At 64.1% G+C, this 14,377-nt stretch carries 16 protein-coding genes and 3 tRNA genes; 14 read left to right on the top strand and 5 right to left on the bottom strand.

The window, feature by feature from the left end; all coding sequences use genetic code 11:
• The 7 genes from FFS27_RS16195 to FFS27_RS16165 form a co-directional block, all read left to right on the top strand.
• The coding region (locus tag FFS27_RS16195) for a beta-eliminating lyase-related protein (protein WP_256659517.1) at nt 1-384 on the top strand (384 nt) is incomplete at its 5' end.
• Nucleotides 385-505: 121 nt separating this feature from the next.
• Nucleotides 506-3,130, top strand: coding sequence for an alanine--tRNA ligase (alaS, locus tag FFS27_RS16190; RefSeq protein ID WP_003112602.1), 2,625 nt, complete (start codon nt 506-508; stop codon nt 3,128-3,130).
• A 147-nt stretch (nt 3,131-3,277) separates the two neighbouring features.
• On the top strand, nt 3,278-4,516 hold the full coding sequence (locus FFS27_RS16185) for an aspartate kinase (protein WP_003085971.1): 1,239 nt from the start codon (nt 3,278-3,280) through the stop codon (nt 4,514-4,516).
• Between the two features lie 184 nt (nt 4,517-4,700).
• Nucleotides 4,701-4,886, top strand: a complete 186-nt coding sequence (gene csrA, locus FFS27_RS16180) for a carbon storage regulator CsrA (RefSeq protein WP_003085981.1) — start codon at nt 4,701-4,703, stop codon at nt 4,884-4,886.
• A 61-nt stretch (nt 4,887-4,947) separates the two neighbouring features.
• Nucleotides 4,948-5,038, top strand: a tRNA-Ser gene (locus FFS27_RS16175).
• Nucleotides 5,039-5,154: 116 nt separating this feature from the next.
• Nucleotides 5,155-5,231, top strand: a tRNA-Arg gene (locus FFS27_RS16170).
• A 111-nt stretch (nt 5,232-5,342) separates the two neighbouring features.
• A tRNA-Arg gene (locus tag FFS27_RS16165) sits at nt 5,343-5,419 on the top strand.
• 97 nt (nt 5,420-5,516) lie between these two features.
• On the opposite strand, the gene alpR is transcribed toward FFS27_RS16165, so the two are convergent.
• Nucleotides 5,517-6,230 carry a transcriptional regulator AlpR gene (gene alpR, locus FFS27_RS16160; RefSeq protein ID WP_003085982.1) on the bottom strand — a complete coding sequence of 238 codons (714 nt, stop codon included), beginning with the start codon at nt 6,228-6,230 and terminating at the stop codon, nt 5,517-5,519.
• A 170-nt stretch (nt 6,231-6,400) separates the two neighbouring features.
• Here alpR and FFS27_RS16155 point away from each other — a divergent pair, with 170 nt between their 5' ends.
• The 5 genes from FFS27_RS16155 (at nt 6,401) to FFS27_RS16135 (ending at nt 8,871) form a co-directional block, all read left to right on the top strand.
• Nucleotides 6,401-6,931, top strand: a complete 531-nt coding sequence (locus FFS27_RS16155) for a hypothetical protein (protein ID WP_023101471.1) — start codon at nt 6,401-6,403, stop codon at nt 6,929-6,931.
• A 164-nt stretch (nt 6,932-7,095) separates the two neighbouring features.
• On the top strand, nt 7,096-7,470 hold the full coding sequence (locus FFS27_RS16150; protein ID WP_003085986.1) for a phage holin family protein: 375 nt from the start codon (nt 7,096-7,098) through the stop codon (nt 7,468-7,470).
• Nucleotides 7,463-7,738, top strand: coding sequence for a phage holin family protein (locus FFS27_RS16145; RefSeq protein ID WP_003085989.1), 276 nt, complete (start codon nt 7,463-7,465; stop codon nt 7,736-7,738). The genes FFS27_RS16150 and FFS27_RS16145 overlap by 8 nt, the downstream gene beginning before the upstream one ends.
• Nucleotides 7,739-7,829: 91 nt before the next feature.
• On the top strand, nt 7,830-8,333 hold the full coding sequence (locus FFS27_RS16140; protein WP_021264331.1) for a phage neck terminator protein: 504 nt from the start codon (nt 7,830-7,832) through the stop codon (nt 8,331-8,333).
• A gap of 52 nt (nt 8,334-8,385) precedes the next feature.
• Nucleotides 8,386-8,871, top strand: a complete 486-nt coding sequence (locus FFS27_RS16135; protein WP_021264332.1) for a hypothetical protein — start codon at nt 8,386-8,388, stop codon at nt 8,869-8,871.
• Nucleotides 8,872-8,916: 45 nt separating this feature from the next.
• Here FFS27_RS16135 and FFS27_RS16130 read toward each other — a convergent pair whose 3' ends face one another.
• The gene (locus FFS27_RS16130) at nt 8,917-9,432 is read right to left on the bottom strand and encodes a DUF4124 domain-containing protein (protein ID WP_003123233.1); all 516 of its coding nucleotides are present in this window, start codon (nt 9,430-9,432) and stop codon (nt 8,917-8,919) included.
• Nucleotides 9,433-9,758: 326 nt separating this feature from the next.
• Here FFS27_RS16130 and mgtE point away from each other — a divergent pair, with 326 nt between their 5' ends.
• On the top strand, nt 9,759-11,207 hold the full coding sequence (gene mgtE, locus FFS27_RS16125) for a magnesium transporter (RefSeq protein ID WP_003085996.1): 1,449 nt from the start codon (nt 9,759-9,761) through the stop codon (nt 11,205-11,207).
• Between the two features lie 79 nt (nt 11,208-11,286).
• On the opposite strand, the gene FFS27_RS16120 is transcribed toward mgtE, so the two are convergent.
• The 3 genes from FFS27_RS16120 to rimO form a co-directional block, all read right to left on the bottom strand.
• Entirely contained in the window at nt 11,287-11,649 is a 363-nt protein-coding gene (locus FFS27_RS16120; RefSeq protein ID WP_023099890.1) for a hypothetical protein, read from the bottom strand.
• Nucleotides 11,642-12,103: a DUF1456 family protein gene (locus FFS27_RS16115; protein WP_003085999.1), complete on the bottom strand. Its 462-nt coding sequence runs from the start codon at nt 12,101-12,103 to the stop codon at nt 11,642-11,644. Before FFS27_RS16115 ends, FFS27_RS16120 begins: the two co-directional genes overlap by 8 nt.
• 61 nt (nt 12,104-12,164) lie before the next feature.
• A complete protein-coding gene (gene rimO / locus FFS27_RS16110) occupies nt 12,165-13,487 on the bottom strand; it encodes a 30S ribosomal protein S12 methylthiotransferase RimO (RefSeq protein WP_003086001.1) in 1,323 nt (440 codons plus the stop codon).
• Between the two features lie 246 nt (nt 13,488-13,733).
• Here rimO and FFS27_RS16100 point away from each other — a divergent pair.
• Nucleotides 13,734-14,377, top strand: a 644-nt coding sequence (locus FFS27_RS16100; RefSeq protein ID WP_171019202.1) for a KUP/HAK/KT family potassium transporter, incomplete at its 3' end; no start/stop codon positions are given.

The raw sequence follows: 14,377 nt of genomic DNA, 5'->3' as shown, positions 1-14,377 counted from the left end.
GTGCTTTGCGGCAGCGTCGAACTGATCGGCAAGGCCCGTCGCTGGCGCAAGATGGTCGGCGGCGGGATGCGCCAGGCCGGTCTGCTGGCGGCTGCCGGCCTGTACGCCCTCGATCACCAGGTGGCACGCCTGGCCGACGACCACGCCAACGCCGCGCGCCTGGGCGACGGGCTGCGCGAACTGGGCTATGCGGTGGAGCCGGTGCAGACCAACATGGTCTACGTCGATGTCGGCGAGCGGGCGGTCGCGCTGCGCGACTTCCTCGCCGAGCGCGAGGTGCGGATCAGCGCGGCGGCGCGTTTGCGCCTGGTCACCCACCTGGACGTTTCCGCCGAGTCCATAGGACAAGTACTGGATGCCTTCGCGGCCTTTCGTCGCTCATAAGCGAAAAGGTCGGCAATAGGCAATAACTATCGCGCAAATACACTACAACCTTGCCCAAGGGCCGATATAATGCGGCCCTTTGCCGGCGATTCGTGGCCGCCAATTTTCCGTGGAAGAACCTATGAAAAGCGCTGAAATCCGTGAAGCCTTCCTCCGCTTCTTCGAAGAGAAGGGACACACCCGTGTCGCTTCCAGTTCGCTGATCCCGGCGAACGATCCGACCCTGCTGTTCACCAACGCGGGCATGAACCAGTTCAAGGACTGCTTCCTCGGCCTGGAAAAGCGCGCCTACACCCGTGCGACCACCAGCCAGAAATGCGTGCGCGCCGGCGGCAAGCACAACGACCTGGAAAACGTCGGCTACACCGCGCGGCACCACACCTTCTTCGAAATGCTGGGTAACTTCAGCTTCGGCGACTATTTCAAGCGCGACGCCATCCATTACGCCTGGGAGTTCCTCACCGGCGAGAAATGGCTGAACCTGCCCAAGGAAAAGCTCTGGGTCACCGTCTACGCCACCGACGACGAGGCCTACGACATCTGGACCAAGGAAGTCGGCGTGCCCGCCGAGCGTATGGTGCGGATCGGCGACAACAAGGGCGCGCCCTATGCGTCCGACAACTTCTGGGCGATGGGCGATACCGGACCCTGCGGTCCCTGCACCGAGATCTTCTTCGACCATGGGCCGGAGATCTGGGGCGGCCCGCCCGGTTCGCCGGAAGAGGACGGCGACCGCTACATCGAGATCTGGAACAACGTGTTCATGCAGTTCAACCGCACCGCGGACGGCGTCATGCACCCGCTGCCGGCGCCGAGCGTGGACACCGGCATGGGCCTGGAGCGCGTCAGCGCGGTACTCCAGCACGTGCACTCGAACTATGAGATCGACCTGTTCCAGAACCTGTTGAAAGCCTCCGCCGAGGCCATCGGCTGCGCCAACGACGACGCGCCGTCGCTGAAGGTGGTAGCCGACCACATCCGTTCCTGCAGCTTCCTGATCGCCGACGGCGTGCTGCCGTCCAACGAAGGTCGCGGCTACGTCTTGCGGCGGATCATCCGCCGCGCCTGCCGCCACGGCAACAAGCTGGGCGCCAGGGGCACCTTCTTCCACAAGATCGTCGCAGCGCTGGTCGCCGAGATGGGCGATGCCTTCCCCGAGCTGAAGCAACAGCAGGCACACATCGAGCGCGTGCTGAAGACCGAGGAAGAGCAGTTCGCCAAGACCCTGGAGCAAGGCCTGAAGATCCTCGAACAGGACCTTGCCGAACTGCAGGGCAGCGTGATTCCCGGCAACGTGGTGTTCAAGCTGTACGACACCTATGGCTTCCCGGTCGACCTGACCAATGACATCGCCCGCGAGCGCGAGCTGACCATCGACGAGGACGGCTTCGAGCGCGAGATGGAGGCCCAGCGCGAGCGCGCCCGCGCTTCCAGCGCCTTTGGCATGGACTACAACAGCCTGGTCAAGGTCGACGGCGAGACCCGCTTCCTCGGCTACCAGGGTGTCTCCGGCGCTGGACAGATCGTCGCGCTGTTCAGGGACGGCCAGGCCGTCGAGCGCCTGGAGGAGGGCGAGGAGGGCGTCGTGGTCCTCGACCAGACGCCGTTCTACGCCGAGTCCGGCGGCCAGGTCGGCGACAGTGGCTACCTCGAGGCGGCTGGCGTGCGCTTCGACGTGCGCGATACCACCAAGGCCGGCGGCGCGCACCTGCACCACGGCGTGGTCGCCCGGGGCAACCTGAGCGTTGGCGGCGCGGTCAAGGCCGAGGTCGACGCTTCGGTACGCCAGGCCACCGCGCTCAACCACTCCGCGACCCACCTGCTGCATGCCGCGCTGCGCCAGGTACTGGGCGACCACGTACAACAGAAGGGCTCGCTGGTGGACAGCCAGCGCCTGCGTTTCGACTTTAGCCACTTCGAGGCGATCAAGGCGGAACAACTGAAGGCCCTGGAGGATATCGTCAACGCCGAAATCCGTCGCAACACCGAGGTCGAGACCGAGGAAACCGATATCGACACCGCCAAGGCCAAGGGCGCCATGGCGCTGTTCGGCGAGAAGTACGGCGACCAGGTGCGCGTACTGAGCATGGGCGGCGATTTCTCCGTCGAGCTGTGCGGTGGCACCCACGTATCCCGCACCGGCGACATCGGCCTGTTCAAGATCACCAGCGAGGGTGGCGTGGCTGCCGGCGTACGCCGTATCGAGGCGGTCACCGGCGCGGCGGCGCTGGCCTACCTGAACGGTGCCGAGGAGCAGCTCAAGGAAGCCGCCAGCCTGGTCAAGGGCAGCCGCGATAACCTGCTGGACAAGCTCGGCGCACTGCTGGAGCGCAACCGCTCGCTGGAGAAGGAGCTGGAACAGCTCAAGGCCAAGGCTGCCAGCGCGGCCGGCGACGACCTTTCGGCGGCGGCGGTGGAAATCAAGGGCGCGAAGGTACTCGCCGCGCGCCTCGATGGTCTGGACGGCAAGGCGCTGCTGGCGCTGGTCGACCAGTTGAAGAACAAGCTCGGCCGCGCAGTGATCCTGCTCGGCGGCGAGCTGGACGGGAAGGTCGTACTGGTCGCAGGCGTGACCCAGGACCTGACCGGCCAACTGAAGGCCGGCGAGCTTATGAAGCAAGCCGCGGCGGCAGTTGGTGGCAAAGGTGGCGGACGCCCGGATATGGCCCAGGGCGGCGGCACCGATGCAGCGAAATTGGACGAGGCCCTGGCCCTGGCCCAGCGCTTCGTCGAGCAAGGGCTCTGATGCCATGCCGGCCCCGCGCCAGAGCGACGCGGGGCCGGGCGGCCAGCGCCCCTTGATGCCCGGCCGGCGGTGCGCCCCGCCAGTCCGGGTAGCGAAAGAATGTGGCAGGTTCAAAAGGGCGCCCTTCACGGAATCAGGCGGTTTGAAATGGCTTTGATCGTACAGAAGTTTGGAGGGACCTCCGTCGGCACCGTCGAGCGTATCGAGCAGGTGGCCGAGAAGGTGAAGAAATTCCGCGAAGCGGGCGATGACGTCGTCGTGGTGGTATCCGCCATGAGCGGCGAGACCAACCGTCTGATCGGCCTGGCCAACCAGATCATGGAGCAGCCGGTTCCGCGCGAACTGGACGTCATGGTCTCGACCGGAGAGCAGGTGACCATCGCCCTGCTCAGCATGGCCCTGATCAAGCGCGGCGTGCCGGCGGTCTCCTATACCGGCAACCAGGTGCGTATCCTCACCGACAGCGCGCACACCAAGGCGCGCATCCTGCACATCGACGACACCCATATCCGCGCCGACCTCAAGGCCGGCAGGGTAGTGGTGGTCGCCGGTTTCCAGGGCGTCGACGGCAACGGCAACATCACCACGCTGGGCCGCGGCGGTTCCGATACCACCGGGGTGGCCCTGGCGGCGGCGTTGAAGGCCGACGAATGTCAGATCTACACCGACGTCGACGGCGTCTATACCACCGATCCGCGCGTAGTGCCGCAGGCCCGCCGGCTGGACAAGATCACCTTCGAGGAAATGCTGGAAATGGCCAGCCTCGGTTCCAAGGTGCTGCAGATCCGGGCGGTCGAGTTCGCCGGCAAGTACAACGTTCCGCTGCGCGTGCTGCACAGCTTCCAGGAGGGTCCGGGCACCCTCATTACTATCGATGATGAAGAGGAATCCATGGAACAGCCGATCATCTCCGGTATCGCCTTCAACCGCGACGAAGCCAAGCTGACCATCCGTGGCGTACCCGATACCCCCGGCGTGGCCTTCAAGATCCTCGGGCCGATCAGTGCCGCCAATGTGGAAGTCGACATGATCGTGCAGAACGTGGCGCACGATAACACCACCGACTTCACCTTCACGGTGCATCGCAACGATTACCTGAATGCCCTGGAAATTCTCAAGCAGACCGCCGCCAACATCGGCGCGCGCGAAGCCATCGGCGACACCAACATCGCCAAGGTTTCCATCGTCGGCGTCGGCATGCGTTCGCACGCCGGCGTGGCCAGCCGCATGTTCGAGGCGCTGGCCAAGGAAAGCATCAACATCCAGATGATCTCCACCTCGGAAATCAAGGTTTCCGTGGTGATCGAAGAGAAGTACCTGGAACTGGCGGTACGTGCCCTGCACACGGCGTTCGAGCTCGACGCGCCGGCGCGACAGGGTGAGTGACGCTGGCAGGCGAAAGGCGCGGCAACCCCGCGCCTTTTGTCGTTTTTGACCGTTCGGCAGGAACTTTCATTCCGGCGGGACTGGTCAATACTGGGTGAAGGATCGCGCTCTTGATTTCTGCGGATCCGCCGCCATTTCTTTTTTGCAGACTGTTGTCCTGAAATATTCGCGTGAGGAGAAAGGAATGCTGATTCTGACTCGTCGGGTCGGAGAGACCCTGATGGTAGGTGACGACGTCACCGTGACGGTACTGGGTGTCAAAGGGAACCAGGTGCGCATCGGCGTCAACGCGCCGAAGGAAGTCGCCGTGCACCGGGAGGAAATTTACCAGCGCATCCAGAAAGAGAAAGATCAAGAGCCAAACCATTAATTTTTATCTAATTTTCCCTTTGCAAACGGGGTAAAGATGGGTATCATGCGCCCCGTGTTGCGGAGAGGTGGCCGAGTGGCCGAAGGCGCTCCCCTGCTAAGGGAGTACACCTCAAAAGGGTGTCGGGGGTTCGAATCCCCCCCTCTCCGCCATTCAAGTGTTAGAGATTGATTCAGGCGGCGAAAGCCATCTTGGTAACTAAGTTACTGATTTGATTGAAAAATCGCTTGACGGATAAAATCCACAATCTATAATGCGCCCCCACGACGCACTCATAGCTCAGCTGGATAGAGTACTCGGCTACGAACCGAGCGGTCGGAGGTTCGAATCCTCCTGAGTGCGCCATATTTCGAAGGGTTCCTCTCGTCAGGGGCTCGACGGACGAAGGATCGACAGTTGCGGTCTTTCACGGTAAAACAAGCGTTACCGGCAGGTGGCCGGAAAAAGCACCGACACGCACTCATAGCTCAGCTGGATAGAGTACTCGGCTACGAACCGAGCGGTCGGAGGTTCGAATCCTCCTGAGTGCGCCATACCGAAAGGGCCTGCAGCAATGCAGGCCCTTTTTCTTTGCCCGGGATTTTTCTTCCGCCGGAACGCGGCCCCGTCGTCAGGCGGGGCGGGAAGGGGTCAGACCAGCACCGAGTACCAGAACACCCGGCCGATCACGTTGATGTGCTCGGCGGCTTCCTGGGGCTCGTAGCGCTCGTCCGGGTGCTCGTCGCTGTTGAAGCTGCGAATGCGCAGGCCGCCGCCCGGAAGGCGGTAGAGCAGTTTCACGCGCAGTTGGCCGTCGTGGTCGAAGGCGTACATGTCGCCGTCCTTGATCGTCCGCGCGCTAGTGTCCACGCCTACCGTGCTGCCGTCCGGCAGCACCGGCTCCATGCTGTTGCCGCTGACCGTGACGCAGGCTGCACTGGCCGGATCGATGTTCTTCTTGCGCAGGGTGTACTTGCCGAAGCGCAGCTTGCGCCCGCCGGTCTGCAGGATCACCGTGCTGCCCTTGCCGCCGGACAGCTCGATCTCCTTGTAGAAGGGCAGTTCGATCTCGTCGGCATCCAGGGGCGTTTCGTCGTCCCATGACTCTACTGCGCCAAGCCAACTGGCATTGGGTCCTGCATTCGCCTGGCCGCGCTCGGCGAGCATCTCGCCACGACCTTCCGCCAGCCACAGGGGGTTGACGCCGCAGGCGCCGGCGATCTGCGCGACGAAGCTGGTGGCGCGGGACTTGCCGCGCTCCAGATCGGAAATGGAGGTCTGGGTCATGCCTACCGCCTGGGCAAGCTGGACCTGGCTGAGATGGGCGTGCTTGCGCGCCGCCTTGATGCGATCTTTGAGTTCCATAGGTGGCAAGACTAAGGGTGTGCCTGTGGCATTGCAAGCCTCCGTATATGGGTATTACCATAATTTCAGCGCTTTCCTACTCGCCTCGGGTAGGACGGCGGCCCAACACAGCCACTGCGGGTGGCTAATGCGAGCGGCCAGCCAGGTGGGCCGGCCAAGGAGGGAATACCATGTTTCAAAGTACCGAGCAGGCGCTGGCCGTGGCCTACTGGATGTTCGAGCACCAGCCGGGACCGACGTCGTCGACGGCGATGGTGATCGATGGCCTGCGCGAGCGCTTCGATCGCAGCTTCATCGAACACCTGCCCAGCGGTTTGAGTCCGCACGAATGGCAGGCCCAGGCGGTGATGACCGTGCGTTTCGCCCAGCGCCAGCTGGCTGCGCACCCACTGGAGCTGGCGGTGGTGCGGGCCGAGTTCGCCCGCGGGCGGGATTTCGTCCTTGGCCTGGCGGCTTTGCGCGACTGGCTGAAGCCCGGGGCCGACCCGCTCGAGCAGCGGGCAACCCTGGCCTTGCTGATGCGCATGTTCCGTCGTCCGCCGTCGAGCATCCGCGAGATCGAGCGACTCAGCGGCCTGTCGAAGAGCACCCTGCATCGCTGGGACAAGGAATGGCGCGAGCGGGTTGTCGCTTTGCTGCACCAGGCCTTGCAGCGACTGGAGGAGCCGATGGCGGAGGTGGGGATCGTGGGCGAGCGCTAAAAAAATTTCTGTATGAAAATGGGTTTTCCCATATTGACGCTATGGGACGATAAAGGTATAAATTCTCCACGATTGAAATTCCTCTGGCCGAAGCCCGCCGATGCGGGCTTCGGCCGTTCCGGGCCCGCCTTTTCGGCGGGCCTTTGCATTTCCGGGAGTCATCCATGTCCGAGCCAAGCTCTGCGGCCTCCGCCGCCAGCGCAATGGCTGGCGTCGGCCTGGCCATGTACCTGCCGGGTATCGATGGCAACGCCTTGCTGGGAGGCTTCGGCGGCGCCATCTTCTTTGTCGTGTTCGCCCGTGACTACAACGCCCTGACCCGCCTCGGCTACCTGCTGGTGTCCTGGGTCGGCGGCTATTACGCCGGAATCGAGGCGCTCGGCCGCGGGTTGACCCAGACCAGCGGCATGGCCGCCTTCGTCGCCGCGACCCTGTGCGTGACCGGCGGCATCGGCATGCTCGAGTGGATGCGTGGCGGTGAACTGCCCAACTGGATGCGCGGGCTGTTGCGCCGCCGGGGAGGCAAGTCCGATGGTTGATCCGCTGTCCACCCTGACCGTGCTGGTCTGCTCGGCGATCTGCATGCGCCTGATCACCTATCGCCGCGCCGGCGCGCGTTTCCGCCCCGGCGTTTCCCTGTGCGCCTACCTGCTGGCGTTGTGCACCGGCTGCCAGGCGCTGGGAATAGTGGCCGGGCTGTATCGCGCCGAGCACCTCTCGCCGTGGATGCTCGGGGTACTGCTGGTGCTGCTGGTCCTGCTGTTGCAGGCGCGTGGCAACCTGGCGCGGGTCCTGCGCCTGCATTGAACGAACGCACTTCGCTCCGGCCTGGCCGGCGGTTGTATCCGCCGCGTCGGTGCCTGTCCGTCATCCACCCATCCTGAAAAAGGAGTTCGCCATGTCCAGTGCAACCGTGCGCCTGGATCACGCCGCCCTGCGCGAAACGTTGCGGCAGTTGTTCGGCCTGCCCGCCGGCAGCGTCGTCGATGCCGATCAACTGCTGGCCCCGCCGGCCATCCCCTTCATGACCTTGCGCCTGGAGTCCTCGAGCCTGCTTGGCAAGGTGCGGCGGGAGTTTTCCGCCAGTGGCGAGCAGGAGTCCCTGCTGGCCAGTTGCGAGAGCATCTTTCGCCTGACCTGGCATGGTCCCGAGGCGCACCAGTACCTGCAGGATGCCCGCTGCCTGCTGCAGTCAGGCAATGCCGGCGAGCGCCTGCGCGTGCTGAAGGCCAGCCTGCTGCGCCTGACGCCCATCGAAAACCTGTCCGTCGTGCAGGATGGCCAGGCGCTGGGGCAGGCTCGTTTCGACCTTGTTCTCGCTCACGAACACGTGCTGCTCGTCGACCTCGAGCGCACCGCTTCCGGGCAGGCCTCCGGGGGGACGGGTGGAACGGCTTACTAGAGGTCGTTGCGATGCATCGTAGCGATGCCATCCATGCATAGAGGAGAGATCCATGGTCATGTTGATCAGTCGTCGCGTCGGCATCGTTCGCCTGGATGCGGTGATTTCCGAAAACCTCGCGCAGGCTGCCGGGAGTGTCGTCGAGACGGGGCAAGAGGCTGCCGTCAGCGCGCGCGGCGACAAGCTCATCACCATCGTCGGCAGCATTGTCGACCATGCGCCCGCTGACGAGCCGTTGCCCTCCTTGCTGCCGATGGAGGGAGGCAGCCGCGCGTTGAACGAGTACCGTGTGCGCAAGGGCATCGCTGCCTTGACTTCACTGCAAGGCGCTTCCGAAACGGTGGACGTGCAAACGGGATTCCACCTGTATCGCGGTCTGTTCATCACGCGCGTTGTTGCCCGGCAAACCGCAGAAAGAGGATTGAGCCTGACCATAACCGCCAGCCAGAGGCGTGCGCGGCGGGTAGGCGGTAGGCTGCTGAAGACTGTCGTCCGTCTTTTCCATGCGGGCAGGGCGACACCCTGCCCGGCACGCTAAAGGCGATGCCGGTCCTGCTTTCATCGGTATGAGGTCGGCCCGGCCTTAGCTCCCGGGATCGACTCGCTCCACCCGGTACCTTCCCTTTCCCTTCACGCATCCCTCCTGATCGAAGCTCACGCTTCTCGCTCCCCGTCGCTTGTCGGCCTTGTACTGATAACGCACCTCCGCATTGTTCCCGCTGACCCGGTCCGGTTTGCCCAGCGCCCGCTCCACATCGGAGCGGGTCATTCCCGTCATTATTCGCTGCTCCACGATCGCCTTGCGGCGTTCCTTCTCGTCCAGGCGTCTTCCGCAGCGATCTTCTCTTTCTCCGATCACCGCGAGCGGCACGTTTTTCCGGCCGATGGACGCCTTTTTCGTCTTCGTCTCGGCCATCGGCGTGACGCTCCTGCCTCCCGGCGGCGGGTTGTCCGCCACGACGGTCTCGCCGGCCTGCCCGGCGGGGCAACCGAGTTGGGTGAAGCTGACATGGCCGCTGGCGTCTTCGCAGCGGAATACCGCAGCGGCCTCGCAGGTGGACGCCAGCGAGAGGAGGAGAAGGAGGGACAGGGAACGCATGGCCGGCACTCCGGGTCGGATAAGGGTGAGTGCAGGCTAACGCGTTGCCTTTTTCCGCGGGGCCGAGTGTCCTGAGTGAAATTTCCGGCGTCGCAGTCAGGCGTCGAGTGACGATGAACTTTGTGCCGCAAGCGCTTGTTCTTGCCGCCATTTTGTAACGCGCAAAACGCAAGCGGAGTGTTATCATTATCCGTATCTGCCCCGAGAGGGCCCTTGGAACACCCCCATGGACTTACCCAGTAGAAACTCGAACAGTTTCCCGTTTGACCAATCACGTTTCTGATTGACCCCTTTGGCGTGCTCCGCTACTGGGGGTGGAGCGCGCTATGACCGAAGTAGAAGCCAAGAAGCCGCAGGAAAGCCTGCAGGACCGCCTAGCGCAGGTGGTCGAGCTGCTGCATCGCCACAAGGTGGTGGAGGACCTGACCCATCGTCAGGAAGGCCAGCACCATGACCGGGTGGAAAACCTCGTCCACCGGCAGAATCTCGTAGAACTCCAGCGCAAGCTGGAGGAACTGCACCCCGCCGACATCGCCCACATCCTCGAATCGCTGCCGCTGGACGACCGTCTGACGGTCTGGCAACTGGTCAAGTCCGAGGACGACGGCGACATTCTCCTCGAAGTCTCCGACGCGGTCCGGGAAACCCTGATCGCGGACATGGACGACCACGAGATCATCGCCGCGACCAAGGACCTGGACGCCGACGAACTCGCCGACCTGGCGCCGGAACTGCCGCGCGACGTGGTCCATGAACTGATGGAAAGCCTCGACGCGCAGCAGCGCGAGCGAGTGCGTTCGGCGCTGTCCTACGAGGAGGACCAGGTCGGCGCGCTGATGGACTTCGAGATGGTCACCATCCGCGAGGACGTCAGCCTGGAAGTGGTGCTGCGCTACCTGCGCCGCCTGAAGGAACTGCCCGGGCATACCGACAAACTGTTCGTGGTCGACTACGACGGCGTGCTCAAGGGCGTGCTGCCGATCAAGCGCCTGCTGGTCAACGATCCGGACAAGCAAGTGCTGGAAGTCATGGCCACCGACCCGGTGACCTTCCACCCGGACGAGGACGGCTACGACGCCGCCCAGGCATTCGAGCGTTACGACCTGATTTCCGCGCCGGTGGTGGACAAGGGCGGCAAGCTGATCGGTCGTCTGACTATCGACGAGATGGTCGACCTGATCCGTGAGGAGAGCGAAAGCGAAGTCCTCAACATGGCCGGTCTGCGTGAAGAAGAAGACATCTTCGCCTCGGTCTGGAAGTCGGTGCGCAACCGCTGGGCCTGGCTGGCCACCAACCTGATCACCGCCTTCGTCGCCTCGCGGGTGATCGGCCTGTTCGAAGGCTCCATCGAGAAACTGGTGGCGCTGGCCGCGCTGATGCCGATCGTTGCCGGCATCGGTGGCAACTCCGGCAACCAGACCATCACCATGATCGTCCGCGCCATCGCGCTCGACCAGGTACAGCCGACCAGCAACAGTCGCAACCGCCTGCTGCGCAAAGAGCTTGGCGTCGCGCTGGTCAACGGCCTGGCGTGGGGCGGAGTGATCGGCGTGGTGGCCTTCTATCTTTACGGCAACTGGGAACTGGGCGTGGTGATGACCGCCGCGATGACCCTGAACCTGCTGCTGGCGGCGATGATGGGAGTGCTGATCCCGATGACCCTGCATCGTTTCGGACGCGATCCGGCGATGGGCTCCAGCGTGATGATCACTGCGATGACCGACAGCGGCGGTTTCTTCATCTTCCTCGGCCTGGCGACGATCTTCCTGATGTAGCCGGAGCGCCACGCGAGAAGCCGCCCACGGGCGGCTTTTTTCATGGCGGTCAGATCAGCGGGGAAACCTTCGGTGGCGACTAGGACAGCACGCTCAGGCAGCGATCGCCACCATTGACGAAATACTCGTCGACGGCCTTGGTCTCGCGGGCGACGAAGCCCTCGCGACGGCATTCCTGGTCCAGCCAGCCGCCTTGCTCGACCCGGTACAGCCAACCCTCGGATGCCGCACAGGCTGGCCAGAATTCCAGCAGGTCGGCAGCGTCGAGCTGGCGCAGGCCTTCGACTTCGACGAACTCGACGCGCCAGGTGCGCTGGTTGGCGAGGTCGCGGACGAGGATGGTGAGGCCGGCGCGATCCTGGCGGCACTCCAGGAACCAGGGGTCGACGCAGGGCGGCGCCTGGAGCAGAACCGCCAGCAGCGGCTCCGCGCGTTCAGCCACGGACGCGCAGGGTCAGGCCCTTGAGGAAGTTGCGCAGCAACTGGTCGCCGCAGGTCCGGTAGTTGCTGTGGCCGGGCTTGCGAAACAGGGCGCTCAGCTCGGGTTTGGAGACCGGGAAGTCGACGCTGGCGAGGATGGCATGGAGGTCTTCCTCCTTGAGTTCGAAGGCGACCCGCAGCTTCTTCAGGATCATGTTGTTGCTCAACGGCAGCTCCAGCGGCGGTAGCGGACGCGACTCGTCGCGACCGCGGCGCTGGATGATCAGTCCGTCCAGGCAGCGCGCCAGGTAGCGGTCGGGGCAGGCCTGGAAGCCGTCTTCGTCTTCCTTCTTCAGGTAAGCCTCGAGCAGGTCCGCTTCGACTTGCTCGCCGAACGGGGCGGCCAGTTCGGCCAGATGTGCGTCGGGAAGATCCAGCAGGTAGCGCAGGCTGCGTAGTACGTCGTTGTTGAGCATCGTGCTCTCCGGAACGGTTGGCGATGAAAAAGCCCCGCGGGGCGGGGCTCTTCAGGGGGGCTCAGACCAGCTCGGCCCAGAGGTCGTACTCGTCGGCATCGGTGATGCGCACGCGGACCTTGTCGCCCGGCTTCAGCTCGTCGCTGTCGACGAACACGTTGCCGTCGATTTCCGGAGCGTCGGCCCAGGAGCGGCCGACCGCGCCCTGTTCGTCGACTTCGTCGATCAGCACTTCGATTTCCTTGCCCACCTTGAGCTGCAGGCGAGCGGCGGAAATCGCCTGCTGGTGGGCCATGAAGCGTTCCCAGCGGTCCTGCTTGACCTCGTCCGGCACCGGCTCCAGGCCCAGCTCGTTGGCCGGAGCGCCTTCGACGGGGGAGTACTGGAAGCAGCCGACGCGGTCCAGCTGGGCTTCCGTCAGCCAGTCGAGCAGGTACTGGAAGTCTTCTTCGGTTTCGCCCGGGAAGCCGACGATGAAGGTCGAGCGGATGGTCAGTTCCGGGCAGATCTCGCGCCACTGCTTGATCCGGGCCAGGGTCTTGTCCTCGAAGGCCGGGCGCTTCATGGCCTTGAGCACCTTCGGGCTGGCGTGCTGGAAGGGGATGTCGAGGTACGGCAGGAGCTTGCCGGCGGCCATCAGCGGGATCACGTCGTCGACGTTGGGGTACGGGTAGACGTAGTGCAGGCGAACCCACACGCCCATGCTGCTCAGCGCCTCGCAGAGTTCCTTCATGCGGGTCTTGACCGGCTGGCCGTTCCAGAAGTCGGTCTTGTACTTCAGGTCCACGCCGTAGGCGCTGGTGTCCTGGGAAATCACCAGGAGTTCCTTGACCCCGGCCTTGACCAGGCGCTCGGCCTCGCTCAGCACGTCGCCGACCGGCCGGCTGACCAGCTTGCCGCGCATGGATGGGATGATGCAGAAGCTGCAGCTGTGGTTGCAGCCTTCGGAAATCTTCAGGTAGGCGTAGTGGCGCGGGGTCAGCTTGACGCCTTGCGGCGGGACCAGGTCGACCAGCGGGTTGTGTTCGGTCTTCGGCGGCACCACTTCGTGCACCGCGGTAACCACCTGCTCGTACTGTTGCGGGCCGGTGACCGCCAGGACGCTGGGATGCACGTCGCGGATCGCGTGCTCTTCCACGCCCATGCAGCCGGTGACGATGACCTTGCCGTTCTCGGCGATGGCTTCGCCGATCACTTCCAGGGACTCGGCCTTGGCGCTGTCGATGAAACCGCAGGTGTTGACCACCACGACGTCGGCGTCTTCGTAGGTCGGGACGACCTCATAGCCTTCCATGCGCAGCTGGGTGAGGATGCGCTCGGAGTCGACCAGCGCCTTGGGGCATCCAAGACTGACGAAGCCGACTTTGGGAGTGGGGGTGGACATGGCTAACCTCGGTAGGCGGGCGCGCTTGCTGGCGCCTCTGATCAAAAAGTGCGCAATTCTAGCGGCAGCGCCGCGGCTTTTCCAGTCTCCCGTGCAGCTCTTTTCCGGCCCTGGAAAAACTCTCCGCGGGCGCTCGGCAATCGGCTCCCCGGCCTTCTATAGTCATAGCAGTCCGGGGCCTCGGCGCTTGCATCGCGGACGGCATGGGCGCAGCATTTGCCGAATTTTTCCGGGGGAAAGCGTTTCATGAGTGATGCAGCGACGCGTGCCGAGGAGACGTCGGAGGGGCATTCCAGCTCTGCCATCGGCCTGATGGTCGGGGCGGTTGGAGTCTGCTATGGGGATATCGGCACCAGTCCCTTGTATACCCTGAAAGAGGTCTTCATCGGCGGCTACGGGGTGCAGGCCAACCACGATGGCGTCCTTGGCGTGCTGTCGCTGATCTTCTGGTCGCTGGTCTGGGTCGTTTCCATCAAGTACGTGATCTTCGTCCTGCGTGCCGACAACCAGGGCGAGGGCGGGGTGATGGCGCTGTCGGCCCTGGCGCGCCGGGCGGCGGCGCCGTTCGGCAGGCTGCAGACCTTCGTGGTGGTTGCCGGCCTGATCGGCGCGGCGCTGTTCTACGGCGACAGCATGATCACCCCGGCGATCTCGGTACTGTCGGCGGTAGAAGGGCTGGAGATCGCCTTCGACGGCCTGGAGCACTGGACGGTACCGCTGGCGCTTATCGTGCTGATCGGCCTGTTCCTGATCCAGAAGCACGGCACCGCGCGGATCGGCATCCTGTTCGGCCCGGTCATGGTGCTCTGGTTCGGCGCCCTGGCGGCGCTGGGTGTCTACGGGGTGATCCAGCAGCCGGAAGTGCTGCAGGCGATGAACCCTGTATGGGC

It is taken from the genome of Pseudomonas sp. 2VD (assembly GCF_005503585.1).
GTDB lineage: Bacteria > Pseudomonadota > Gammaproteobacteria > Pseudomonadales > Pseudomonadaceae > Pseudomonas > Pseudomonas aeruginosa.
Note: the sequence above shows the minus strand (reverse complement) of the source record. Positions and strands in the feature narration are given on the sequence as shown.